The sequence below is a fragment of the Streptomyces sp. NPDC006997 genome (assembly GCF_040635175.1).
In the GTDB taxonomy this organism is placed as follows: Bacteria; Actinomycetota; Actinomycetes; order Streptomycetales; family Streptomycetaceae; genus Streptomyces.
This window is the reverse complement of record NZ_JBEYHH010000015.1, coordinates 37998-62615: the sequence shown is the minus strand read 5'-3', so window position 1 is coordinate 62615 and position 24618 is coordinate 37998. Positions and strand designations below refer to the sequence as shown.

Annotated in this window: 17 protein-coding genes; 10 read left to right on the top strand and 7 right to left on the bottom strand. The window is 74.0% G+C overall.

The window, feature by feature from the left end:
• The first annotated feature begins 60 nt into the window (after positions 1-60).
• Genes ABZ659_RS16875 through ABZ659_RS16865 form a run of 3 tightly spaced genes read left to right on the top strand, consistent with a single transcriptional unit; the run spans position 61 to position 11859 of the window.
• Positions 61-9354: an amino acid adenylation domain-containing protein gene (locus tag ABZ659_RS16875; RefSeq protein WP_360219714.1), complete on the top strand. Its 9294-nt coding sequence runs from the start codon at positions 61-63 to the stop codon at positions 9352-9354.
• A gap of 38 nt (positions 9355-9392) precedes the next feature.
• Entirely contained in the window at positions 9393-10610 is a 1218-nt protein-coding gene (locus tag ABZ659_RS16870; RefSeq protein WP_360219711.1) for a cytochrome P450, read from the top strand.
• A 34-nt stretch (positions 10611-10644) separates the two neighbouring features.
• Complete coding sequence (locus ABZ659_RS16865) at positions 10645-11859, top strand: MFS transporter (protein ID WP_360219708.1); 1215 nt, start codon at positions 10645-10647, stop codon at positions 11857-11859.
• An 11-nt stretch (positions 11860-11870) separates the two neighbouring features.
• On the opposite strand, the gene ABZ659_RS16860 is transcribed toward ABZ659_RS16865, so the two are convergent.
• The 6 genes from ABZ659_RS16860 to ABZ659_RS16835 are packed head-to-tail and all read right to left on the bottom strand — an operon-like array spanning position 11871 to position 18021.
• Positions 11871-12719 (bottom strand): STM4011 family radical SAM protein, encoded by an 849-nt coding sequence (locus tag ABZ659_RS16860; RefSeq protein ID WP_360219705.1) that lies wholly within the window; start codon positions 12717-12719, stop codon positions 11871-11873.
• An 11-nt stretch (positions 12720-12730) separates the two neighbouring features.
• On the bottom strand, positions 12731-14083 hold the full coding sequence (locus tag ABZ659_RS16855) for an STM4012 family radical SAM protein (protein ID WP_360219703.1): 1353 nt from the start codon (positions 14081-14083) through the stop codon (positions 12731-12733).
• Positions 14080-14886 (bottom strand): STM4013/SEN3800 family hydrolase, encoded by an 807-nt coding sequence (locus ABZ659_RS16850; protein WP_360220028.1) that lies wholly within the window; start codon positions 14884-14886, stop codon positions 14080-14082. The genes ABZ659_RS16855 and ABZ659_RS16850 overlap by 4 nt, the downstream gene beginning before the upstream one ends.
• Positions 14887-14917: 31 nt before the next feature.
• Positions 14918-16108, bottom strand: coding sequence for an STM4014 family protein (locus tag ABZ659_RS16845; RefSeq protein ID WP_360219701.1), 1191 nt, complete (start codon positions 16106-16108; stop codon positions 14918-14920).
• Positions 16089-17057 carry an STM4015 family protein gene (locus ABZ659_RS16840; protein WP_360219698.1) on the bottom strand — a complete coding sequence of 323 codons (969 nt, stop codon included), beginning with the start codon at positions 17055-17057 and terminating at the stop codon, positions 16089-16091. Before ABZ659_RS16840 ends, ABZ659_RS16845 begins: the two co-directional genes overlap by 20 nt.
• Positions 17058-17064: 7 nt before the next feature.
• Positions 17065-18021 carry an STM4015 family protein gene (locus ABZ659_RS16835; RefSeq protein WP_360219695.1) on the bottom strand — a complete coding sequence of 319 codons (957 nt, stop codon included), beginning with the start codon at positions 18019-18021 and terminating at the stop codon, positions 17065-17067.
• Between the two features lie 185 nt (positions 18022-18206).
• Here ABZ659_RS16835 and ABZ659_RS16830 point away from each other — a divergent pair, with 185 nt between their 5' ends.
• From ABZ659_RS16830 to paaE, 7 genes are all read left to right on the top strand, one after another.
• On the top strand, positions 18207-18533 hold the full coding sequence (locus tag ABZ659_RS16830) for a hypothetical protein (RefSeq protein ID WP_360219692.1): 327 nt from the start codon (positions 18207-18209) through the stop codon (positions 18531-18533).
• 70 nt (positions 18534-18603) lie between these two features.
• A complete protein-coding gene (locus ABZ659_RS16825; RefSeq protein ID WP_360219689.1) occupies positions 18604-19683 on the top strand; it encodes a DUF6745 domain-containing protein in 1080 nt (359 codons plus the stop codon).
• A gap of 128 nt (positions 19684-19811) precedes the next feature.
• Positions 19812-20765 carry a 1,2-phenylacetyl-CoA epoxidase subunit PaaA gene (gene paaA / locus ABZ659_RS16820; RefSeq protein ID WP_360219686.1) on the top strand — a complete coding sequence of 318 codons (954 nt, stop codon included), beginning with the start codon at positions 19812-19814 and terminating at the stop codon, positions 20763-20765.
• On the top strand, positions 20762-21058 hold the full coding sequence (paaB, locus tag ABZ659_RS16815; protein ID WP_360219683.1) for a 1,2-phenylacetyl-CoA epoxidase subunit PaaB: 297 nt from the start codon (positions 20762-20764) through the stop codon (positions 21056-21058). Before paaA ends, paaB begins: the two co-directional genes overlap by 4 nt.
• 29 nt (positions 21059-21087) lie before the next feature.
• Positions 21088-21915, top strand: a complete 828-nt coding sequence (gene paaC, locus ABZ659_RS16810) for a 1,2-phenylacetyl-CoA epoxidase subunit PaaC (RefSeq protein WP_360220025.1) — start codon at positions 21088-21090, stop codon at positions 21913-21915.
• Complete coding sequence (gene paaD, locus ABZ659_RS16805; RefSeq protein WP_360219680.1) at positions 21909-22424, top strand: 1,2-phenylacetyl-CoA epoxidase subunit PaaD; 516 nt, start codon at positions 21909-21911, stop codon at positions 22422-22424. The genes paaC and paaD overlap by 7 nt, the downstream gene beginning before the upstream one ends.
• 2 nt (positions 22425-22426) lie before the next feature.
• Positions 22427-23527, top strand: a complete 1101-nt coding sequence (gene paaE / locus ABZ659_RS16800; protein ID WP_360219677.1) for a 1,2-phenylacetyl-CoA epoxidase subunit PaaE — start codon at positions 22427-22429, stop codon at positions 23525-23527.
• A 20-nt stretch (positions 23528-23547) separates the two neighbouring features.
• Here the strand turns inward: paaE and ABZ659_RS16795 are convergent, their stop codons facing one another.
• The gene (locus tag ABZ659_RS16795; RefSeq protein ID WP_360219674.1) at positions 23548-24420 is read right to left on the bottom strand and encodes an alpha/beta hydrolase; all 873 of its coding nucleotides are present in this window, start codon (positions 24418-24420) and stop codon (positions 23548-23550) included.
• Positions 24421-24618: the final 198 nt, after the last annotated feature.

Below are 24618 nucleotides of genomic sequence, written 5' to 3'. Positions count from 1 at the left end.
CACCGGAAAGCGGCTCACGGCAGTCGTCCGCCGCCGAACCAACGATCAGGAGCAGGGCGCATGACCGACATCGACCTGACCAGCCTCACCCCGGAGCAGAAGCGCGCGCTGCTGGCGGAGCGGCTGCGGCGTGCGGGCGGCGGTCGGACACCGGCGCGCAGGCGGCGGTTCCCCGCGTCGTTCCCGCAGCAGCGCATGTGGTTCCTGGACCAGCTCAACCCGGGCAGCGCCGCCTACAACATCCCGGCCGCGGCCCGGGTGCACGGCCCGCTCGACGTGGAGCTGTGGCGCCGCAGCCTCGCCGAGATCGTCCGCCGCCACGAGTCGCTGCGCACCACCTTCGACGCGGAGGACGGCGAGCCCGTCCAGGTCGTCCACGACTCCGGTGAGCTGGAGCTGACCGTCGTCGAGTGCGGGCACCTGCGTGGCCCCGACGGCGAGGAGGGCGTCAGGGAGCTGGCGCGCCGGGAGTTCGCCCGCCCCTTCGACCTGGGCACCGGGCCGCTGATGCGGATGACGTTCCTGCGGCTGGCCGACGACGAGCACGTCCTGCTGCTCACCATGCACCACATCGTCGCCGACCTGTGGTCGACGTCGGTGCTCTTCGGCGAGCTGATCGCCCTCTACCAGGGCTACCTCACCGGCACCGCCCCGGAACTGCCCGAACTGCCCGTCCAGTACGCCGACTACGCGGCCTGGCAGCGCGGGAAGCTCGCGGGACCTGGCTTCACCGCCGAGCTGGAGCACTGGAAGAAGACCCTCGACGGCGCCGCGCCGATCCTCGAACTCCCCACCGACCGGCCGCGCCCCGCCGTCCTCGGCACGTCCGGCGGTTCGCGCCCCTTCCGGCTGCCCGCCGAGGTGATGAACGGCGTGCGCGAGCTGAGCCGCCGTACCGGCGTCACCCCGTTCATGACGCTGCTCGCCGCCTACGTCGTGCTGCTGCACCGCTACAGCAGGCAGGAGGACGTCGTCGTCGGCGTGCCGGTGGCCAACCGCGGGCAGTCCCAGGTCGAGCGGCTCATCGGCTACTTCGTCAACACCCTCGCGATCCGCAACGACGTCTCCGGGAACCCGACGTTCACCGAACTGCTCGGCCGGGTGCGCGGCGCGGCCCTCGACGCCTTCGCCCACCAGGAGGTGCCGTTCGAGCGGCTGGTGGAGGAGCTGGCGCCGGAGCGGGACCTGTCGCGGTCGCCGGTCTTCCAGGTGTCGTTCGTGTTCCAGAACATCCCGGTGCCCGAGTTCGACGTCGCGGGGCTGCGCTTCGAGCTGCTGGAGGTGGCGAGTACCACGGCGCGGTTCGACCTCGAACTCCAGGTGTTCGAGCGGGGCGAGGCGCTCGACGGCTGGTTCGAGTACAACACCGAGCTGTTCGACGCGGCCACGGTCGACCGCATGGGCGGCCACCTCAGGGTGCTCCTGGACCACCTGCTCGCCGACCCCGACCAGCCCGTCCTGGACGTCGCCCTGCTCACCGAGGAGGAGGAGCGGGCCCAGCGCCGGGAACGGGAGGACACCCGCGCCGAGTGGCCCGACGCGCTGCTCACCCACCAGCGCGTCGAACGGCAGGCGGCGCTGCGGCCGGACGCCGAGGCCGTGTACTGCCAGGGCGAGACGCTCACCTACGCCCAACTGGACGCGTCCGCCAACCGGCTGGCCCGCAGGCTGCGGAGCCTCGGCGTCGGACGGGACGTCCTCGTCGGGGTCTGCCTGGAACGCTCCCTGGACATGGTCGTCGCGGTGCTGGCCGTGCTGAAGGCGGGCGGCGCCTACGTGCCGGTCGACCCCGGGCTGCCCAGGGACCGGATGGCGTTCATGATCGAGGACTCCGGGCTGCCCGTCCTGGTCACCCAGAGCTCGGTGGCGCCCCACCTGCCGGAGTCCGAGGCCACCACCCTGTGCGTCGACACGCTGCGGGACGAACTCGCCGCCGAGTCCGCCGAAGCCCTCGACGGGCCCGTCGACGGCGCCGACCTCGCGTACGTCATCTACACCTCCGGCTCCACCGGCCGCCCGAAGGGCGTCCAGCTCCCGCACCGGGCGCTGCGCAACCTGTTCCACGCCATGAAGCAGTGGCCCGGCATCGACGCCGAGGACAGCCTGCTCGCCGTCACCACGCTGTCGTTCGACATCGCCACCCTGGAACTGCTGCTGCCGCTGGTCGAGGGCGCCCGCGTCGTCCTCGCCACCCGCGAGGTCGCCACCGACGGGCACCTGCTCGCCGAGGAGATGGCGCGTACCGGCGCCACCATGATGCAGGCCACCCCGTCGACCTGGCGGATGCTGCTCGACGCGGGCTGGCCGGGCAGGCCGGGGCTGCGCGGGCTGATCTGCGGTGAGGCACTGCCCCCCGACGTGGCGCGGCGCCTGCGCGCCAAGGGCGTCGACCTGTGGAACATGTACGGCCCGAGCGAGACCACCATCTACTCGCTGGGCACCCGCATCGTCGACGACACGATCACCATCGGCAGGCCCATCGCCAACACCGAGGTGCACATCCTCGACCCCGAGGGCCGGCCGGTGCCGCCCGGCGTCCCCGGCGAACTGTGCATCGGCGGCGCCGGACTGGCGCGCGGCTACCTCAACCGGCCCGAGCTGACGGCCCGGCAGTTCATCGCCAACCCCTTCGCGTCCGACCTCGCCGACCGCCTCTACCGCACCGGCGACCTGGTGCGGCGCCGGGTGGACGGCACCGTCGACTACCTGGGCCGGATCGACCACCAGGTCAAACTGCGCGGCTACCGGATCGAGCTGGGCGAGATCGAGTCGGTGCTGCGGTGGCAGGAGCAGGTACGGGACTCCGCCGTCGTGGTCCGCGAGGACCGGCCCGGCGACCAGCGGCTCGTCGCCTACGTGGTCCCGGAACAGGCACCCGGCAGCCCCGACGAACTCCGCCGCCGGCTGCGGTCCGCGCTCAACGGCACCCTGCCCGACTACATGGTCCCCTCGGCGTTCGTGTTCCTCGACGCGCTGCCGCTCACCCCCAGCGGCAAGACCGACCGCAACGCCCTGCCCGCCCCCGAACGGGGCGAGGAGACCCGCGCCGCGACGGCGTACGCCGCTCCCCGCGACGCCGACGAGACGGCCCTGTGCGACCTGTTCGCGCAGGTGCTGGGCGTCCCCAAGGTCGGCATCGACGACAGCTTCTTCGCCCTCGGCGGGCACTCGCTGCTCGCCACCCGGCTGGTCGCCAGGATCCGCGCCGCCCTCGGCGTCGAGCTGCCGGTGCGCGCCCTGTTCGAGAAGCAGACCGTCGCCCAGCTCGCCGAGCTGCTGCGCGACGGCGGCGGCGACACCCGGCCCGCGCTCACCCCGATGGACCGGCCCGACCCGCTGCCGCTGTCGTTCGCCCAGCAACGGCTGTGGTTCCTGCACCAGATGGAGGGCCCGTCGCCCACCTACAACCTCCCGGTGGTGCTGCGCCTGACCGGCGCGCTGGACGTGGACTGCCTGCGGGCGGCCCTCGCCGACGTCGTCGCCCGCCACGAGGCGCTGCGGACCGTCTTCCCCGACACCGGCCCCGTGGCGCGGCAGCACGTCCTCGACCCCGCCGAGGCACGGCCCGCGCTGCCGGTGACCGAGGTCGACGAGGCCGGGCTGGACGACGCGGTCGCCGCCGCCGTCCGCCACGCCGTCGACCTGACCACGGACATCCCGCTGCACGCCGAGCTGTTCAGCGTCGGTGCCGACACCCATGTGCTGGCCGTCGTCGTCCACCACATCGCGGCCGACGGCTGGTCGCTGGCGCCGCTCCGGCACGACCTGGCGACCGCCTACCGGGCACGGCTCGCCGGACACGCGCCCGACTGGCAGCCGCTGCCCGTGCAGTACGCCGACTACACGCTGTGGCAGCGCCAGCACCTCGGCGCGCCGGACGACCCCGCCAGCACCTGGTCCCGCCAACTGGACTACTGGCGCGGCGCCCTGGACGGCCTGCCGGAGCGGATCGCCCTCCCGGTCGACCGGCCCCACCCGGCGGAGGCGTCCCACGACGGGGACACGCTCACCTTCCGCTGGGAGCAGGACCTGCACGAGGGCCTCGCCCGGCTCGCCCGCGACTGCGACACCAGCGTGTTCATGGTGCTCAACGCCGCCCTCGCGGTGCTCCTCAGCCGCCTCGGCGCCGGTACGGACATCCCCCTCGGCGTGGCCACCGCGGGCCGCTCCGACCAGGCCACCGAGAACCTGATCGGCTTCTTCGCCAACACCCTCGTCCTGCGCACCCGGACCTCCGACCGCCAGACGTTCCGGGACCTCCTCACGGAGGTGCGCGAACGCACCCTCGACGCGCTCGCGCACCAGGACATCCCGTTCGAGGCCCTCGTCGACAGCCTGCGCCCGACCCGGTCGATGGCGCACCACCCGCTCGTCCAGGTCCTGCTCTCCTGGCAGAACGTCACCGACGAGAGCCTGGACCTGCCGGGCGTCGCGGCGGAGCCGCTGGTGGCGGGCACCGGCACCGCGCGGATGGACCTGGTCTTCCTGCTCCGCGAACACCTGGCGGACGACGGCGTGCCGCGCGGCATCGACGGCGGCATCGAGTACCGCGCCGACCTCTTCGACCCGGAGACCGTGCGCACGATGGTGCGCCGACTGCGCCAGGTACTGCTCGCGATGATCGCCGACCCGGACCAGGCGGTCGGCGACGTCGACCTGCTCACCCCGGCCGAGCGGCACCGCCTGCTCACGGAGTGGAACGGCGCGGGCGGTGAGGTCCCCGCGGCCGGGCTGGCCGAGCTGTTCACGGCGCAGGCCGCCCGCACCCCGGACGCCACCGCGGTCAGCTGCGGCGACGAGCGGCTGACCTACGGCGAACTCGCCGCCGCCGCCGACCGGCTCGCCGTACGGCTGCGCGGCCTCGGCGTCGGCGCCGACGGCGGCGAGGACGCCGTATGCCTGCTCATGGAACGCTCCGTGCGGCTGCCCGTGGCGATCCTGGCCGTGATCAAGGCCGGTGGTGTGTACGTGCCGCTCGACCCCCGCTACCCCGCGTCCCGGATGCGGCTGATCATGGCCGACACCCGGGCGGACGTCCTTCTCGTGGACGGGGAGGGGCTGGAGCACCCCACCACCGACGGGCTGCGCGTGCTCGACGTGGCCGCCGAACTGGCCACCGCGCCCGACGGCGCCGTCCCCACCCCCGCGGGCGGCCCGGACCGCATGGCCTACGTCATGTACACCTCCGGCTCCACCGGGCGGCCCAAGGGCGTCGCGGTCACCCACCGCAACGTCGCCAGCCTCGCCGCCGACCACGTGTGGCGCGGCGGCCACCACACCCGCGTCCTCATGCACGCCCCGACCGCGTTCGACGCCTCCACCTACGAGCTGTGGGTGCCGCTGCTGTCCGGCGGCGAGGTGGTCGTCGCGCCCGGCGGCGAACTCGACCCGGACGCGCTGGTGCGCACCCTCGTCGAACACCGCGTCACCTCCGCGTTCTTCACCGCCGCCCTGTTCAACCTGCTCGTGGAGCGCGACCCCGCCGCGCTCGCCGGGATGCGCGAGGTGCTCGCGGGCGGCGAGGCCCTGTCGCCGCCCGTGGTCGCCCGGGCGCTGGCCGCGTGGCCGGAGACCGTGCTCACCAACGGGTACGGGCCCACGGAGACCACCACCTTCGCCGTGCTGCACAGCACCCGCGAGGTCACCGACGGCACCGTGCCGATCGGCACACCGATGGACGACACCCGCGCCTACGTCCTCGACGAGCGGCTGCGGCCGGTGCCCGCGGGCGTCCCCGGCGAGCTGTACCTCGCCGGATCCGGCCTGGCCCGCGGCTACCTCGGGCAGCCCGCGCTCACCGCGCAGCGGTTCGTCGCCTGCCCGTACGGCACACCGGGCGAGCGGATGTACCGCACCGGCGACCTGGCCCGCTGGCGCGCGGACGGGCGCCTCGAATACCTCGGCCGCACCGACGACCAGGTCAAGATCCGCGGCTTCCGCATCGAACCGGCCGAGATCGAGAAGGCGCTCGGCACCCACCCGGCGGTGGCGGACGCCGCCGTGACGGTGCGGGAGAAGCCCTCCGGCGGCAAGGACCTCGTCGGTTACGCCGTCCTCGCCGACGGCGCGCACGCCGAACCCGCCGAGCTGCGCGCGTTCGTCGCCGAGCGGCTGCCGCAGTACATGGTGCCGGTCGTGGTGATGGTCCTCGACGCCTTCCCGATGACCGGCAACGGCAAGCTCGACCGCCGCGCCCTGCCCGCGCCCGACCTGGGCGCCGCCACCGGGTCCCGGGCCGCCCGGACCCCGGCCGAGCGGACCCTGTGCGCCGTGTTCGCCGAGATCCTCGGGGTGCCCGAGGTCGGCGCCGACACCGGCTTCTTCGACCTGGGCGGCGACAGCATCCAGGCCACCCAGCTCGTCGCCCAGGCCCGCACCGCCGGGCTGGTCTTCACCGTCCGGGACGTGTTCACCCACCAGACGGTGGCGGGCATCGCCCGGGTGGCGCGCACCGCCGACGACGACACCGGGGCGAGCGTCACGGACGTCGGCACCGGCGAGATCCCGCTGCTGCCCGTCGTGGAACGGCAACGGCGACTCGGCGGCTCCGCGGTCGGCTTCGACCTGTCCGCCACCGTCGGCCTGCCCTCCGACGTGGACGAGGACCGGCTCACCACGGCACTCCAGGCGCTGGTCGACCGGCACGACGCCCTGCGCACCCGCCTGGTCACCGGACCCGACGGACAGTGGACGCTGCACGCCGACGAGGCCGGCGCGGTGCGCGTCGCGGACGTCCTGCGCCGGGTCGACACCGGCGGCCTGACCGACACCGCCGCGCGCACCCTCGTCGCCGAGGAGACCGCCGCCGCCAAGCAGCGGCTCGACCCGGCCAGCGGCGCCATGCTGCAACCGGTCTGGTTCGACGCCGGACCCGGACGCCCGGGCCGACTGCTGCTCGCCGTCCACCACTTCGCCGTCGACGGCGTCTCCTGGCGGATCCTGCTGGCCGACCTCGCCGCCGCCTGGGACGCGGTGGCCGCGGGCCGCGAACCGGTCCTCGCGCCGGTCGCGACGTCGCTGCGCGGCTGGGCCGCCCGGGTGGCCTCCCCGGCGGCCGTCGCCCGGCACCGCGCCGAACTGCCGGTCTGGGAGGACGTCCTGCGCGACGCCGAGCCGCTGGTCGCCGGGGAGCCGGACGCCGACCGCGATGTCACCGGCACCGAGGGACGCCTCACGCTGACCCTGCCCGTCGACGCCACCCAGCCGCTGGTCGGACAGGTGCCCGCCCTGTTCCACACCGGCATCCAGGACGTCCTGCTGACCGCCCTGGGACTCGCCGCCGCCCGCTGGCGCCACCGCCGGTCCGGCGCCGACGGCGGCCCGGTCGTCCTGGACGTGGAGAGCCACGGCAGGCACGAGCACCTGTTCGACGGCGTCGACCTGTCCCGCACGGTGGGCTGGTTCACCAGCGTCCACCCCGTCCGCCTCGACGGCGGGGCGCTCACCTGGGACGAGGTGACCGGCGCGGGCGACGCCCTGGCCGCGGCCGTCGTCCACACCGGCGAACGGCTCCGGGCGCTCCCGCGGCGCGGCCTCGGCTACGGAGTCCTGCGCTACCTCGACCCGGAGACCGCCCCCCGGCTCGCCGCGCTGCCCGCGCCGCGGCTGCTGTTCAACTACCTCGGCCGGGTGCCCGTCACCGACGCCGAGACACCGTGGCTGCCGCTGCGCGACGACACCGCCCCCGGCACCACCGGCGCCCGGCCGCTGCCGTACCCCCTGGAGGTCAACGCCGTCACCCAGGACGGACCGGACGGTCCGCGGTTGGTGGCCAACTGGAGCTGGGCCAGCTCACTGCTCACCGAGGACGAGGTGCGCGCCCTCGCCGACGACTGGTTCGACGCCCTGCGGGCGGTCGCCCGCTGCGCCCGCGCCGTCGAGGACGGCACCGTCACCCTGGTCCGCGCCGCCGACCAGCACGCCACGGCCGCCAGCGCCACCGACCTGCTGCACGCGCCGATCCCCCGGGCCGACCGCGCCGACGGCGCCGGACTCTCCTTCGGCCAGCTGGAGTTCCTGCTCCAGCCGGTGGGCCCCAACCACCCCCACCACGGCGTCATCACCGCCTGGCACCTGCGCGGCCCCCTCGACACCGCCGCCCTCCGCCGCGGCCTGGACGACCTGGTGCGACGCCACGACATCCTGCGCACCCGGTACGTCCAACGCGGCTCGTCCACCCTCCAGTTCGCCGACGGCCAGCCCACCTGGCCCCTCGACACCGTCGACCTGCGCGGCCACGGCGAGCGGGACCGCTACGAGAAGCTGCGCGCCCTGCTCACGGAGGAGACCGGACGGCCGTTCCGCATCGAGGACGGCAACCTGGTCCGCGCCCTCCTCGTCCGCCTCACCGACCAGGAACACGCGCTGGTCCTCGTCGCCCACCACATCCTCGTGGACCACTGGGGCTTCCTCGTCATCGTCGACGAACTGTCGGAGCTGTACGCCGCCCACACCGCCGGACGCCACCCCGCGCTGCCCGACGTCATGGTCCAGCACCTCGACTACGCCGCCTGGGAGCAGGGCCTGCTGGCCAGCGGCGCCCTCGACCAGCACGTGGAGCACTGGCAGGGCGAACTGGACGGCGCAGCCCGCGTCCTCGACTTCCAGGCGCCGCCGCACCAGCAGGACGACTGCGTCGACGGCTACAGCCACGCCGTCGTCATCGACGCGGAGCTGATGGCCGTGGTCAAGGACGCCGCCCGCCGCGAGGGCGTCACCCTGTTCATGATGCTGATGTCCGCGTTCCACGTGCTGCTGCACACCTACACGGGCGCGACGGACATCGCCGTCAGCCACCCGCTGGCCGGACGCGAACGGCCGGAGACCAAGTCGATGGTCGGCCCGTTCATCAACATCATCCTCAACCGGTCCCGGATGGCCGACGACCCGACCGCGCACGAACTGGTCCAGCGGGTGCTGCGGAGCGAACTCGACGCCTACTCGCACCAGAACGTGCCGCTGCGCGCCCTCGTCCACGACGGCGTCGTCGGCGACGGCAACCAGCTGCCCCTGCGCGTGATGCTCAACCTGCTCGGCGTGCCGAGCGGCTCACTCACCCTGGACGGCCTCGACGTGGCCCCGCTGGACGTGCAGGTCGGCGACGAGAGCCCGCTGCCCGGGCTCATCCTCGACATCGAGCCGCACAACCTCGACCTCTACCTGGTGGCCCGCGAGGTCGACGGCGAACTGCGCGGCCTGTGGGTCTACTCGCCGGACTACGTCGCGCCGCCGGTCATGGGCGCGCTGGTCCGCCAGTGGCCGCGGGTCCTCGAACTCGTCGCCCGGCACCCCGACCTCACCGTCTCGCAACTGCGCGAGCGGGTGCGCGCCGCCACCGGGGACACCTCCGACTGACACCCCTTGGCCCCTCACCCTCACCACCCGAGAAAGACATGGGAGACACAGAAGACATGGGCGACATGACCGAGAAGAAGTGCCCCATCACCAACGGGCTGCCGACGCTGCGGGAGCGGCCGTTCGACCCGCCGGAGGCGCTGCGCGCCGTGGACACGTTCTCCCGGATGACCTTCCCCGACGGGCACGAGGGCTGGCTCGTCACCGGGTACCGGCAGGGCCGGGAGATCCTCTCCGACAAGCGGTTCAGCTCGGCCGCGGTGCACAAGCACCTCGCGTTCCCGTCCGACCGCGCCTCCGACCTGGAGGCGGAGATCCCGGGCCTGTTCGAGCACATGGACCCGCCGGACCACACCCGCTTCCGGAAGCTGCTCGCCGGTCAGTTCACCCTGCGCCGGATGCGGCAGCTCGCGCCGCGCATCGAGGAGATCACCGCGCAGTACGCCGACGCGATGCTGCGCAAGGGGCCGCCCGCCGACCTGGTCGCCGACTACTCGGTCCCGGTCTCCTCGCAGGTGATCTGCGAACTGCTCGGCGTGCCGGTCACCGACCGGGACCGGTTCGAGGCCGCCTCCGAGAAGCTGCTGCGCCTGGACATCGACCCGCAGGAGGTCCAGGCGGCGCTGATGGACCTCGTCGACCTCACCGCCCAGCTCCTCATGCGCAAGCAGGCCGAACCGGCGGACGACGTGCTGAGCGTGCTGGTCGCGGGCGAGGACGTCAGCCTGGAGGAGTCGATCGGCGCCACCCTGCTGCTGCTGGTCGCCGGGCACGAGACCACCGCGAACATGCTCTCGCTCGGCACCTACGCGCTGCTGAACAACCCCGACCAGATGGACCTGCTGCGCGTGGACGAGTCCCTCGTCGAGAACGCCGTCGAGGAACTGCTGCGCTACCTGACCGTCGTCCACGTGGGCGTGCAGCGCAGCCCCACCGAGGACGTCGAGATCGACGGGGTCACCCTGCGCAAGGGCGAGACGGTGCTGATCCACCTGCCCACCGCCAACCGCGACCCGCACCAGTTCACCGAGCCCGACCGCCTCGACGTCACCCAGGGCGGCCTCGGCCACCTCACCTTCAGCCACGGCATCCACCAGTGTCTCGGCCAGCAGCTGGCGCGCCTGGAGCTGCGCATCGGCTACACCACCCTGCTGCGCCGCTTCCCCGGACTGCGCCTCGACGCCAAGCCGGACGACATCCCGATGCGCTCCAACATGACCGTCTACGGCGTGCACCAGCTGCCGGTGGCGTGGTAGCGGCGATGCGCCCGGCCCGGACGGGGGCGGCCCGGTGACCACCGCGCCGCCGCGCCGCTCACCCCTGCGGGGCTGGCAGTTCCGCAGGGTCATCACCGCGGAGTTCATCTCCTCGGTCGGCACGCAGATGACGACGCTGGCGCTGCCGTGGTTCGTCCTGACGACCAGCGGCTCACCGGCGCGGATGGGACTGGTGTTCGTCATCCAGATCCTGCCGGTGCCGCTGCTGAGTATGCCCGCCGGGCTCCTCGTGGCCCGGTGGGGCGCCCGCCGGGTCACGATCGTCGGGGACGTCGTCAACGCCGTCCTGCTGGCGGCCGTGCCCACGCTGTACCTCGCGGACATGCTGCCGTTCTGGGCGCTGCTGGTGATCGTCGCCCTCGTCGGCAGCGTCGCGTCGGCGTACCTGTCCGCGCAGCGCATGTTGCTGGCCGAGGCCATCGGCCCGGACGAGGGCGCCGTCACCGCGGGCAACGCCCTGTTCGAGACGGCGACCTCGTCGGCGCGGCTGGTCGGGCCCGCCGTCGCGGGATTCCTCATCGCCCAGTTCGGCGCGCTCAACGTGCTGTGGATCGACGCGGCCACGTTCGCGCTGTCGGCCGCGCTGATGACCGGCCTGCCGCGCCGCGAGACGGTGCCGGAGAAGCTGTCGGCCAACAACATGGCGGAGGGCGTGCGCTACCTGCTCCGGGACCCGGTGCTGCGCACGATGTCGCTCGCCGCCCTCGGGTACGGCACCCTCATGCCGGTCGTGCTGCTCGCGCTGCCGGTCATGGCCAAGGCCCGCTACGGCGAGGACCCCCACGTGGCGGGACTGCTGCTGGCCGCCTGGGGTGGCGGCACCGCCCTGGGTACGGTGATCGTCGCCCGGCTCGCCCGGCGGATCTCACCGACCCGGTTCGCGGCGTACGGCGGTGTGGGCGCCGCGGTCATGCTGTGGCTGCTGCCCTGGGACCAGCCGGCCGCCACCGTCGGGCTGGTGGTGGCGGCCAGCTGCATGTTCCTGCCCGCGGTGACCGCGCCCGCCGTCGCCCTGCTGACCCTGCGGCCACCGGAGCACCTGCGCCCGCACGTGCTCCCGGTGTTCGGCGCCGCCGTCTTCCTCGCCAGCCCGATCGCCTACGCCGTCGCGGGCTTCCTCTTCGAGCACCTCGCGGTCGGCACGGTGCTCGTGGCGGTCGCCGTGGGCGCGACCCTGTGCGCGCTGGTGCTGCTGAACCTGGCCGGACGCGGGGCGGAGGCGGACTGACCCGAGGCGGCTCAGGGCACGGCGGCCGGGACGCGTTCCAGGACACCGCCCGCGAACACGTCGTACAGCGGCAGCGTCTCCAGGTGCACGTAGCCGATGTGGCAGTCGCAGACCGCCAGCGGGCAGGGGCGCGGGCGCAGCGCGTCCCGGTAGGAACCGTCGTAGAGGTTGCCCAGTTCGGCGCGGACGAAGTGGCAGCGGCGGACCGTGCCGTCGCCGTCCACCGAGACCACCGACTCGCCGGTGCGGCAGGGCAGCCCGGCGCTGCGGTGCGGGTGGCGGCTGTACGGGAAGAGCGGGTCGAGGGCCGTCCACGTGTCGGCCTCCGGGTCCGTGTACGTGTGGCCCTCCGCCGCGTTGACCCACAGGTACACGTGCGCGGGCAGGTCGGCGCGGAGCCGTCGGGCGTGCTCCAGGTGCTCGGGCAGCCCGACCACGCCGACGCTGTACCGGACGCCGCGGGCGGCCAGGTCCCGGCACTTCGCCAGGAAGCGGTCGTACGGCGTCTGACCGGGGTGGTACGTGCACCACAGGGCGAGGGTGTCCGGGTCGGCGTCCGCCAGCCAGTCCGTGCGGCAGCTGAGGTTGGTCTGGATCGCCACCCGGTCGACGTGCGGCAGTCGGCTCAGGTCGGCGAGGGCACGGCGGTACCAGGAGCGCACCAGGCCCTCGCCCCACGGCGTGAACAGCAGGGAGAGGCGGTCCTCCCGCCGCTCGGTCGCCCAGTCGGCGAAGCGGGCCAGCGCCTCGCGGTCCGCGGTCAGCTGGGCGCGGCTGTCGCGGCGCTTGGCGAACGGGCAGTACGGGCAGTCGTAGTCGCAGGACGCCAGCGGGCCGCGGTACAGGATCGTCAGGTCCATCGCCGCGGCCGTCACTTCGCCTCGTAGGCGGCCATGCGCTCCCGCACCGCCGGGGAGAACAGCTCGGGGCCCAGCGCGTCCGAGTGGGCGAGGCCCTCGGGGGAGAGGCGCAGCAGGCCGGGGGCGGCGGAGTCGTCCAGCCAGCCGTGGGCCGCGAACCCGGCCAGCTCGCGGCCGAAGTCGGCCTCGGGGGCGCTGCCGAAGCGGCCGTGGTAGTCCGCCACCGACATGCCCTCGGCCTGGAGCAGCGACTGGAGCAGATGGCGGCGCCGGGACTCGTCCGCCGTCATCCGCCAGCCGAAGTCCGCGTGCCGGAACTCCTCGGTGGTGCGGGCCGTGTAGTCGTCGACGATGCCCCGGATGCGGCGCATGTCCACGGCGTAGTCGAAGGAGTAGTGCAGCCCGGCCGTGTACGAGCGGGCGCCGCAGCCCAGGCCGATCATGCCGTCCGACTGGCAGGAGTAGTCCTCGCCGCCGCCGTCCGGGGCGTCCGCGCGGCGGAACATGCGCATCGACACCTGCTCGTAGCCGTGCGCGAGCAGGTGGTCGCGGCCCTCCCGGTACCGCCTTAGCCGCTGCCCGTCCCACTCGGAGTCCGCCGCCGCCCGGCCGCGGTGCCGGTCCAGGCCGGTGAGGGGGCGGACGTACAGGGGGTAGAGGTACAGCTCCTCGGGGCGCCAGGCCAGCGCGGCGTCCAGGGAAGTGCGCCAGGTGTCGGCCGTCTGGCCCGGTATGCCGTAGATCAGGTCGATGTTGAGGACGGGGAAGCCCGCGTCGCGGATCCGGGTCAGGGCCGCCTCCACGTCGCCGCGGCGCTGCGGGCGGACCGCCGTACGGGCCTCGCTGTCGACGAAGCTCTGCACGCCCAGGCTCAGCCGGGTGGTACCGCGCTCGGCGAGCACGCCCAGCCGGTCCGCGGTCGCCGTGGCGGGCGACGCCTCCACCGACACCGGGACCGCCCGCAGGTCGGCGCCCAGGCCGTGTTCGGCCAGGTCGCACAGGCGCGCCAGCTCGGCCGCCGTCAGGAACGTCGGAGTGCCGCCGCCGAAGGCCGCGTTGGCGAACCGCGCGCCGTCGCCCAGCGCCTCGCGCACCGCCGTCGCCTGGCGTTCCAGGGCGTCCAGGTAGGCCGTGGTCAGGCCGTCCGGCGCGCCGATCCGGGTGAAGAGGTTGCAGAAGCCGCAGCGCACCTCGCAGAACGGGATGTGGAAGTAGAGCGACAGGGCGTCCTTCGGTTCCCCCGCCCACACGTCGCGCAGGCCCGCCTCCGCGCGGGGCAGGGGGCGGTAGGCCGTCTTGTGCGGGTAGGCGTAGACGTACTGCTGGTACGGGCTGAGGATCGGGGTGGCTGCTGCGCTGGTCATCGGGCCTCGTCGAGGAAGAAGTGGGCGTAGGGCACGGTCCAGACCACGTCGTGGCCTATGCGGTGGCCGGTGTGGCCGTCCTCGCCGTACGCGGTGCCGTGGTCGGAGCAGACGACGGCGAAGCACGGACGGCGGGAGCGGACGGCGTCGAAGAGCCGCCCGATGTGCCGGTCCACGTACTCCAGCGCCGCGGCGTGGGTCTCGCGTGTGTCGCCCGCCTCGCGGGTGGCGCCGGGCAGGTGGAACCAGTTGGGCTGGTGCAGCGCCGACACGTTCACGAAGAGGAACAGCCGCCGCTCGCGCGGGAGTCCGGCCACCACCTCCTCGGCGCGGGCCACCTGTGCCTCGAAGGACGTGGGCGACGGCACCCCGAACTCCGGCTCCCAGTGGCTCTCCTGGAAGAAGCCGGGCAGCACCGAGCCCAGCGGGCCGCGCTTGTTGAAGAACCCCACGCCGCCGACGCACACCGTGCGGTAGCCGACGGCGGCCAGGCCGGAGACCAGGTCCGGGGTGTCGTAGACGAAGGTGCCCTCCGCCGTGCTCTCGCTGCCCGCGAACGCGGCGGCGAACAGCCGCGGGTGCGGGCCCGGGGTGACCGGTGTCGGCAGGAAGCCCGCGAACATGGCGTGGTGGGAGGCGTAGGTGAAGCTGCCCGGCGCGTGCCGCCGCTCCCAGGCGCCGCCGGGCAGGTGCCGCGCCAGGTTCGGGATGCGCCCGGCCTCGGCCAGCTCCCGCGCCACGTCGTAGCGCAGGGTGTCCAGGGTGACCATCAGCAGGTCGTGGCCGCCGACGACCTCGTTCATGTCGACCGGCGGCGACTGCGCCGACGGGGCGTCAGCCGGTGGCGTCATGGTGGTGCTCCTCGTGCTGTTCCTGGTGCTGTGCTCGGTGCCTGGGGCAGCGCGTCGCCGCCGGTACGGCGGCCACCTGCGCGCCGTAGGTGTCCCGCCCCTCCGCGCCGCTGCCGGGCAGGCCGGTCAGGCGGGGCAGGAGGTCGCCGAAGGCGTTCACCTCGCCGACGGTGAAGCCGCGCCAGCCGGTGGACGGCAGCACGTCCACGCCGACGCAGAGCGTGCCCGGGAAGCAGGCCGCGGCGCGTTCGGCGACGCGCAGGGCGTCCTCGAAGGAGCCGCCCGCCGCCCGGATCGCCGCGCGGGCGGCGTCCAGGTCACCGCGGGCGCCGCCCAGGTGCAGGTTGGTCATCGGGTGCCTGCTGGTGCGCACGACGGCGTGTGTGGCGCGTCCGGCGACCACCACCACCCGCAGGTCGGCGGCGCGGCCGTGCTGCGAGGCCTTGGGCAGCCAGCGCTCGACGTGCAGCCCGTCCGGGGCCAGCGCGTCGACGAGGGCGGCGACCTCCCGCTCGGTGGTGTAGTGCCGCACCCGCAGGGAGTTGAACAGCCCGCCGTCGGGTGCCGTCTCCACCGAGGTGGTCGCCTTGACCCGGCCCCCACCGGCCACCGAGAGCGCCACCACGCCGGACGCCGACGACCCGTGCGCCGGCTTCACGAACGCCCGGGAGACGCCCGCCGCCGCCAGCCCCGCCCGCAGGTCCGCCCAGCCGCCGACCGGGCCCGGCAGGGCCCACGGCACCGGGACGCCCGCCGCGGTCAACCGGGCGTGGCAGCGCCGCTTGTCGAACATCACCGCCACCTCCCCGGCGTCCACGGACGGCACGGCGCCCGCGCGGCGTGCCGCGTCGGTCAGCTCACGGACCGCCGCGGTGAAGCGGCGGTACCACAGGGCCGTACCCTCCACGCGCGTGGGCTCGTCGGTGCCCCGCAGCAGCCGGTCGACCTCGGCATTCTCCCCCGGGGAGTCGATCCGCACGAACTCCCCGGGCGCGAAGGCGTACCGGCCGCGCAGCACGTCCAGCCAGGCCAGTACCCGGGGCGCCGGACGGCCCGCCGCGCGGACGGCGTCCGCGAAGAGCGCCGTCCGCCGGTTCTCCGGGTTGCCGACCACGACGCAGCGCCACCCGGCGGGGGACGCGTCGCCCTCGCGATCACTCGGAGACGGCGACATACCGCCACTCCGTGTCCCGCCACAGGTGCGGCACCTGGCGGTCCGACAGGTCCACCTCGGTGGCGCCCGCGGCGAGGGCGGTGCGCACCCGGTCGGTCACGGCCTCGCTCAGGTAGTGGTGGTGCAGGTCGAGCCGCTTGAGGTGGCCCAGCGGCTGACCGGCGAGCAGCGCCTCGGCACCGGTGTCGGTCAGCGTCCCCAGCGCCAGGCTCAGCGACTCCAGCTGGGCGACGACCGGCGCGGAGGCGACCGCCGCCGCGATCTCGTCCTGCACCTCGCTGTCCTCCAGGGCCAGGTGCCGCAGCGCCGGGAACCGGCCGCCGCCGAGGATCGGCGCGAGGTCGGCGACGGCCGTGTCCCCGCCGTACCGCCGCACACCGAGCCACATCTCCAGGCGCTCCAGGGCGGGCAGTTCGCACGCGCCGACCGCCCGCACCACCTGACTGGGCAGCCCGCCCGACTCGAACCGCAGGACCCGCAGCGCCTCGTGCCGCACCGGCCGCAGCGACAGCGGCTCGTCGCCGAGCCCCGACGAGTCGCCGCCGCGCACCCCGAACTCCTCAAGGAGGGGGAACGCCTCAAGGGCGGGGGTGACGTCGGTGAGCTGGAGCCAGGAGATCTCGCACTCCTCGCCGGTGGCGTCGGCGAGGAACAGGGCGCGCAGCGCGGGGAACCGGTCCGCGGCGGCCACGATCCTCTCCAGCACGGGGCGCAGTTCGTCGTAGCCGTCGTCGCCCCACCAGGGGCCGATCACCAGGGCGCGGACGGACGCGCTCGGCACCCGCTCGGTGAAGCTCTCCCACAGCTCGTCGAAGGCCACCATGTCGGCGGCGTAGCAGTCCAGCCGCCAGGCGACCGAGTCGGCGGCGGGGAGATCCTCCGCGTCGAGTCCCGGATAGGTGAGGACGGGCAGGCCGTGGAACGTCGTGAGGTGGTCGGCGAAGGTCATGACGGCATCACTCCGCGACGGCGGTGAAGCGGTGGACGACGCCGTCGTCCTCCCACTCCTCGCCGGTTCCGGACAGGTCGACCTCCACACCGGCGGCCTCCAGCGCGTCGCGGGTGCGCTGGGCGACCGCGTCGGAGACGAAGTTGTGGTGCAGGTCGAGCCAGGTCAGATGGGTCAGCGGCTGGCCGTCGAGGAGCGCCGTCAGGCCCTCGTCGGTGAGCACGCCGAGCGACAGGTCGAGCGACCTGAGCTGGGCGACGACCGGCGCGGAGGCGACCGCCGCGGCGATCTCGTCCTGGATCTCGCTGTTGCGCAGGCCGAGGTGGTGCAGGGCCGGGAACCGGCCGCCGCCGAGGACCGGCGCGAGGTCGGCGACCGTCGCGTCACCGCCGTACTCCTCCACGCCGAACCACATCTCCAGGTACTCCAGGGCGGGCAGTTCGCTGGCGGCGACACCGCGCACCACCTCGCCGGGCAGACCGCCCGCCTCGAAGCTGAGCGTGCGCAGCCGCTCGTGCCGCACGGCCGGGAAGCGCAGGCCGGATCCGCCGCGCACGCCCAGCTCCTCCAGGAGCGGGTAGGCGTCGAGGACCGGTGTCACGTCGGACTGCTGGATCCAGGAGATCTCCGCCTCCTCCATCTCCAGGTCGCCTATGAACACCGCCCGCAGCCCGGTCAGCCGGTCCCTGGCGGCCACGATCCGCCGGACGACGACGCCGGAGTCGTTGTCGTACACCTCGCCCCACTGGCCCACGACGAGCGCGCGGACCCCGGCTGGGTCCACCGAGTCGAGGAACCGGTCCCACAGCTCGCCGAAGTCCTCCTTGGAGTCCCTGTCGTAGGGGTTGACGGACAGCCGCCAGGCGACGGCCCCGGCCTCCGGCAGGTCCCGCTCCCCGCCCGGTGGGGGGAAGTCGACGACGGCGAGGCCGTGCAGCTCCCGCAAGTGCTCGACGTAGGACATGAATGGTCTCCTCGCATGTGCGGTCCCGGCGCGCTCGGCCGGTCCGTGAGATTTCTACCAAGCCGCACTGACAACGCTGTTCGCGGGCCACCCGGTCGGAGCTGGAGCGGGGGGCGTTGTCAGACCCCTGTCGTAGCGTCGTGGTCATCGGGTCGGCGAGGTGCCGACGGCGGAGGGAGACACGTATGTACCGGCAAGGGGATGTCCTGATCGTGCCTGTGGCCGAGTCGGCCGTGCCCCCGGGCACCGACCGGCTGCCGGAGCAGCCGAGGGACGCGCGGGGGCGGCTGGTGCTGGCGCTCGGCGAGGTGACGGGGCACGCCCACGCCGTGGTCGGGCCGGGCACGCTGGTGCGGGAGAACGGCCCCTTCGGCGCCGCCTTCCTCCATCTCCCGGACGGCGGACGGGTGGTGCACGAGGAGCACGCGGCGATACCGCTGCCGAAGGGCTGGTACCGGGTGGTGCGCCAGCGTGAGTACGCGCCGGGCGCGGTGCGTGTGGTCGCGGACTGACGGCTGACGGCCGACGGACCGAGACGGCGAACTGAGAAGGCTGACAGGGACAGTGGGGGAGAGCGAGACGATGACGACGACGGAGACCCTGGTGACCGCGCCCGCGACGACCGCACCGGCGGACGCGACGGTGCTGGAGACGACGGCGCGGTGGCGTGAGGTCGCCGCCGCCACCGGACCGGCCGACCGCGCCGCCGCCGAGGAGGGGGTGCGCCTCGCCTACCGGCTGGCCGGGCTGCCCGGGCCGGAGCGGATCCTGTGGGCGGGCTCGCCCCCCGAGGGCGTGGCCATGGCGACGCGGCTGCTGGCGGAGGAGGCGACCGGCCGCGGCGTCCGTGAGGAGGTGCGCACCCGGCCCTGGGCCGCCGCCCGGCAGCGCGCCGCCGACCGGCTCGGACCGGCGGGCTGGGCCGAGCGCTGGTCGCTGACCGGCGCCCAGCTGTGGGACGGCACGAGCGGTCTGACCGAGCGCGTCAGGACGGGTGTGGTCGAGGCGCTGTCCGAGACGCCCGAGGGGGAGCGCGCCGTCCGGCTGGTGCTCCTCGACGCGGTCCTCGGGCAGCACGACGCGGCCTGGCTCGCCGCCTTCGACGGCCTGGACGGCGCGGAGCCCCTCGCCGGGATCGCCGCCGTCGCCCGCGCGGCGGGCTGGTGGTGGCCGTACGAGAAGGTCGCCGTCATCGCCGAGCGCCCGGTGGAGCTGCACCGCGACGAGGCGGGCCGACTGCACCGCGGGGACGGGGCGGCGCTCGCGTTCCCCGACGGGTTCGCGCTGTACGCCTGGGGCGGGATGCCGGTGCCCGCCGCCTTCCTCGACGAACTCGCCGCCCTGACCCCGCGGCGCATCCGCGAGGAGGAGAACGCCGAGCTGCGCCGCGTGATGCTGGAGCACTACGGCTACGACCGCTACCTGGAGGAGTCCGGCGCCGAGCCCGTCCACCGGGACGAGACCGGGGTGCTGTGGCGGATCGAGCTGGAGGGCGACGAACCGCTGGTCATGGTGGAGGTCGTCAACTCCACCCCGGAGCCGGACGGCAGCCACCGCACGTACTGGCTGCGCGTGCCGCCGCGCACCCGCACCGCGCGCGAGGGCGTCGCCTGGACCTTCGGCCTGGACGAGGCGGACTACACGCCGGAGCGGGAGACCTGAGCGCGGACCTGACGAAGTGAGCTGAGGAGAGGGCCGCGCACGGAAGACCGCGTGCGCGGTACTTACCAGAACGCCGGTGTCCGTCGTAGCATGGAACCGAACGAATGGTCGGTTGGGGAGAGGGATGGATGGACACGGAGCCGGAACTCCAGGCGCACTTCGAGGCGACCATCGCGCGGGACCAGCGGATCGAACCGCGTGACTGGATGCCGGACGGCTACCGCGGGACGCTGGTCCGGCAGATCGCGCAGCACGCGCACTCGGAGATCATCGGTATGCAGCCGGAGGGCGAGTGGATCACCCGCGCCCCGTCGCTGCGCCGCAAGGCCATCCTGTTCGCCAAGGTCCAGGACGAGGCCGGGCACGGCCTCTACCTGTACTCGGCGGCGGAGACGCTGGGCGCCGACCGCGCGGAGCTGACCGAGCGGCTCGTCGAGGGCCGCCAGAAGTACTCGTCGATCTTCAACTACCCGACCCTGAGCTTCGCCGACGTCGGCGTCATCGGCTGGTTCGTGGACGGCGCGGCGATCTGCAACCAGGTCCCGCTCTGCCGCAGCTCCTACGGGCCGTACGCGCGCGCGATGGTGCGGATCTGCAAGGAGGAGTCCTTCCACCAGCGGCAGGGCTACGAACTGCTGATGACGATGATGCGCGGCACCGCGGCCCAGCGGGAGCTGGTGCAGGACGCGGTGGACCGCTGGTGGTGGCCGTCGCTGATGATGTTCGGCCCGCCGGACCACGACTCGCCCAACTCGGCGCAGTCCATGGCCTGGAAGATCAAGCGGCACAGCAACGACGAGCTGCGCCAGCGCTTCGTCGACATGACCGTCCCCCAGGCCGAGAAGCTCGGCGTGACCCTGCCCGACCCGGAGCTGCGCTGGAACGAGGAGCGCGGCCACCACGACTTCGGCACCCCCGACTGGGACGAGCTGAAACGGGTCATCAAGGGCGGCGGCCCGTGCAACGCCCAGCGCGTGGAGCGGCGGCGCACGGCCCACGAGGAAGGCGCCTGGGTGCGCGAGGCGGCGAGCGCGTACGCGGCCAAGCAGGCGGCACGCGCGGCGAAGGGAGCGGTGGCATGACCGCCGACAAGCAGCACGGCTGGCCCCTGTACGAGGTGTTCGTGCGTGGCAAGCGCGGACTCAACCACGTCCACGTGGGCTCACTGCACGCCGCCGACGACCGGATGGCCCTCACCCACGCCCGGGACCTCTACACCCGGCGCAACGAGGGCGTGAGCATCTGGGTGGTCCGCTCCGCGCACATCACCGCCTCCACCCGCGACGAGAAGGACCCCTTCTTCGAGCCGAGCGCCGACAAGGTCTACCGGCACCCGACCTTCTACGACATCCCCGACGACGTCCCCCACATCTAGTCCCGGCCCGAGGAACAGCCATGAGCGCCGTGCATGACGACCACGTCTACATGACCCTCGCCGAGGGACACGAGGACGACACCCGCTGGGCCTACGGCACCGGCTTCGAGGACCCCCTGCACGGCGTCGACACCGCCGTGCCCGAGGGTGTGGACGCCGCCGCGCTGGCCGATCTCTGCGTGGCACTCGCCGACGACGCCCTGGTCAGCGCCCAGCGGCTGGCCGAGTGGATCACCCGCGCGCCCGAGCTGGAGGAGGAGGTCGCGCTCGCCAACACCGGCCTCGACCTGCTCGGACAGGCCCGGCTGCTCTACACCCGCGCCGGACAGGCGGACGGCACCGGCCGCGGCGAGGACGCCTACGCCTACTTCCGCGACCCCGGCGACTTCCGCAACGTACGCCTGGCCGAACTGCCCAACGGCGACTTCGCGTTCTCGATGGTGCGGCTGCTGGCGCTGTCCGCCTGGCGGCTCGCGCACCTCCAGCACCTGGCGGCACACCCCGATCCCGTGCTGGCCGCCGTCGCCGCCAAGGGCGTCAGGGAGCTGACGTACCACCGGCAGTACGCCGCCGAGTGGGTCGTCCGCCTCGGCGACGGCACCGAGGAGTCGCACCGCAGGACCCGGGCGGCCCTGGAGCGCGTCGGCCCCTACCTGGGCGAGCTGTTCACCGCCCACGACGCCCGGGACGAGGTCGTCGGCGTCCTGCGCCAGGTCACCGAGGCGGCCGGGCTGCCCATGCCGGTGTACCGGCCGCTGCCCGGCGCCGGACGCGCCGGGGAGCACACCGAGCACCTCGCCCCGCTGCTCGCCGAGTTGCAGGACGTGGCCCGCGCCCACCCGGAGGCGACATGGTGACGACCAGCCTGGACGCCCGGCGCGCCCGGCACGTCGCCGAGCGGGTGCCGGACCCCGAGCTGCCCATGCTCACCCTGGCCGACCTCGGCGTGCTGCGCGCCGTCGAGCTGACCGACGACGGCACGGTGGTCGCCAGCCTCACCCCGACCTACTCCGGCTGCCCGGCGATGGCGGAGATGCGCGCCGACGTGGCCGCCCGGCTGCGCGACGCCGGGTACGCGCGCGTGGAGATCCGCACCGTCCTCGACCCGCCCTGGACCAGCGACTGGATCACCCCGGCCGGGCGCCGCAAGCTCACCGAGCACGGCATCGCCCCGCCCGGCGCCGCGCCCCGCCGCGACTCCGGCCCCGTCCCACTGGTGCTGTCGCCCACCCGGCGCACGGTGCCCTGCCCGCGCTGCGGCTCCGCCGACACCGAGGAGACCTCCCGCTTCGCCGCCACCTCCTGCAAGGCACTGTGGCGCTGCCGCGACTGCCGCGAGCCGTTCGAGTACGTCAAGGAGATCTAGAGATGACCGCGACCGTCCCCTCCCGGGCCGCGCGCCCGCGCCGCCGTGCGGCCTTCCACCCGCTGCGCGTCGCCGAGGTGCGGCGGCTGTGCGCGGACGCCGTGGCCGTCGGCTTCGAGGTCCCGCCGGAGCTGGCCGAGGAGTACGCCTTCGCGCCGGGCCAGTCGCTCACCCTGCGGCGCGACGTCGACGGCCGGGACGAGCGCCGCTCGTACTCCATCTGTGCACCGGCCGGCGCGGCACCCCGCATCGGCGTCCGCGCGGTCCCGGGCGGACTGTTCTCCTCCTGGCTGGTGGACGAGGTGCGCCCCGGCGACACCGTCGAGGTGATGGCACCCACCGGCGCCTTCACCCCCGGCCTCTCCACCCCCGCCCACCACGTCCTGATCGCGGCCGGTTCCGGCATCACCCCGATGGTGTCCATCGCCGAGTCCGTCCTCACCGCCGACGACCGCTCCACGGTCACCCTCTTCTACGGCAACCGCCGCACCGACACGGTGATGTTCGCCGAGGAACTGGCCGACCTGAAGGACCTCCACCCGGCCCGCTTCCACCTCGCCCACGTCCTGTCCCGGGAACCCCGCGAGGCCGAGGTGCTCTCCGGCCGCCTGGACGCCGAACGGCTGTCGGCGCTGATCGGCGCGCTGGTCGACGTACCGGCCGCCGACCACTGGTGGCTGTGCGGCCCGCAGGGCATGGTCGGCGACGCCCAGCGGGTGCTGTCCGGCCTCGGCGTGCCCCGGGACCGCGTCCACCGCGAGCTGTTCTTCGCCGACGACGAGCCCGTCCGCGAGGTCCGCCACGAGGAGACCGGCCCGAGCGGACCCGTCAGCCAGGTCACCCTCACCCTCGACGGCCGATCCACCACCGCCGCCCTCCCCAGGGACCGCTCCCTCCTGGAGGGCGCCCAGCGCTCCCGCCCGGACCTGCCCTTCGCCTGCAAGGGCGGCGTCTGCGGCACCTGCCGCGCCCTGGTCACCGAGGGCGAGGCGGACATGCGCCGCAACTTCGCCCTGGAGGACGCCGAGGTCGACGCGGGCTACGTGCTGACCTGCCAGTCGTACCCGGTGTCCGCGACGCTCACGGTCGACTACGACTCCTGAGGCCGCACCGCACGTGGGTGTCAGACCTCCCGGCTGAGGAGCCGTTCCAGCGCGGTGTTGACCTCGGCCGGGCGCTCGTCCATCACCCAGTGCCCGGCGTCGTCGACCATCGTCAGCTCGGCGTGCGGGACCTCGGCGGCCAGCTCCCTGGCGATGGCGGGGCTCAGGTACCGGTCGCCGCGCCCCCAGATGACCGCCGTGGGACAGGTGACCTGGCCCAGCCGGCTGCGCAGCTCGGGGCGGGCGGCGGTGCGGTAGTGGCCGAAGAAGTGCAGCAGCCAGCGGCGGCTCTCCAGGGGACGCACGTGGTCGAGGTAGCCGTCCATGACCTCACGGTCGACGTGACCGGCCTCGACCAGCGGTCCGAAGGCGATGCGGTGCAGGGAGCCGAAGGGCAGCCGCGCGGCGAGTGACCGGAGCACGGGCGTCCGGCCCGCCACCGTGAACGCGGTGAACAGGGCGCGCCAGTGCGGTACGAAGGTGGCCTGCGAGCGGCTGTTGAGGAGGGCCAGCCTGCGCACCCGGTCGGGGTGGGTCTGGGTGAAGCCGAGGGAGAGGAAGCCGCCGTAGTCGTGGCCGACGAGGTTGACGGCGTCGACGCCGAGGGCGTCGAGGAGCCGTCCGATCCGGGCCACCTCGGTGTCGTAGTCGAAGGCGAGGTGGTGGGGCTGCTCGGAGTCGCCCCAGCCGAGGAGGTCGGGGGCGATCACGCGGTGGGTCCGGGACAGCGCGGGGACCTGGTGGTCCCAGCTGTGGTGGTCGGCGGGGTAGCCGTGCAGCAGCAGCACCGGCTCGCCGTGGTCGGGTCCCGACTCCCAGCAGACGACCCGGGCGCCGTCGACCGTGACGGTCCGGGCGCGGGTCTGCTGGGTGGTGGGACGTGTCGTGCTCATGATGTCTCCTCGCCGTGCGTGTGCGGTGCCGCCCCTGGTCAGCGGCTCTTCCCGGAAGAACGCCCGTCCTCCGCACTGGATTACGTACCTGCGCGGACGGCATCCGTGGGGGTGGCGTCCCGGGCGCGCGCCACCGCCACCGGTTCGGGTGACCCGCCGCGTCCGAGCGGCGCACACCGGCGGCGGGGGAGGGGGTGC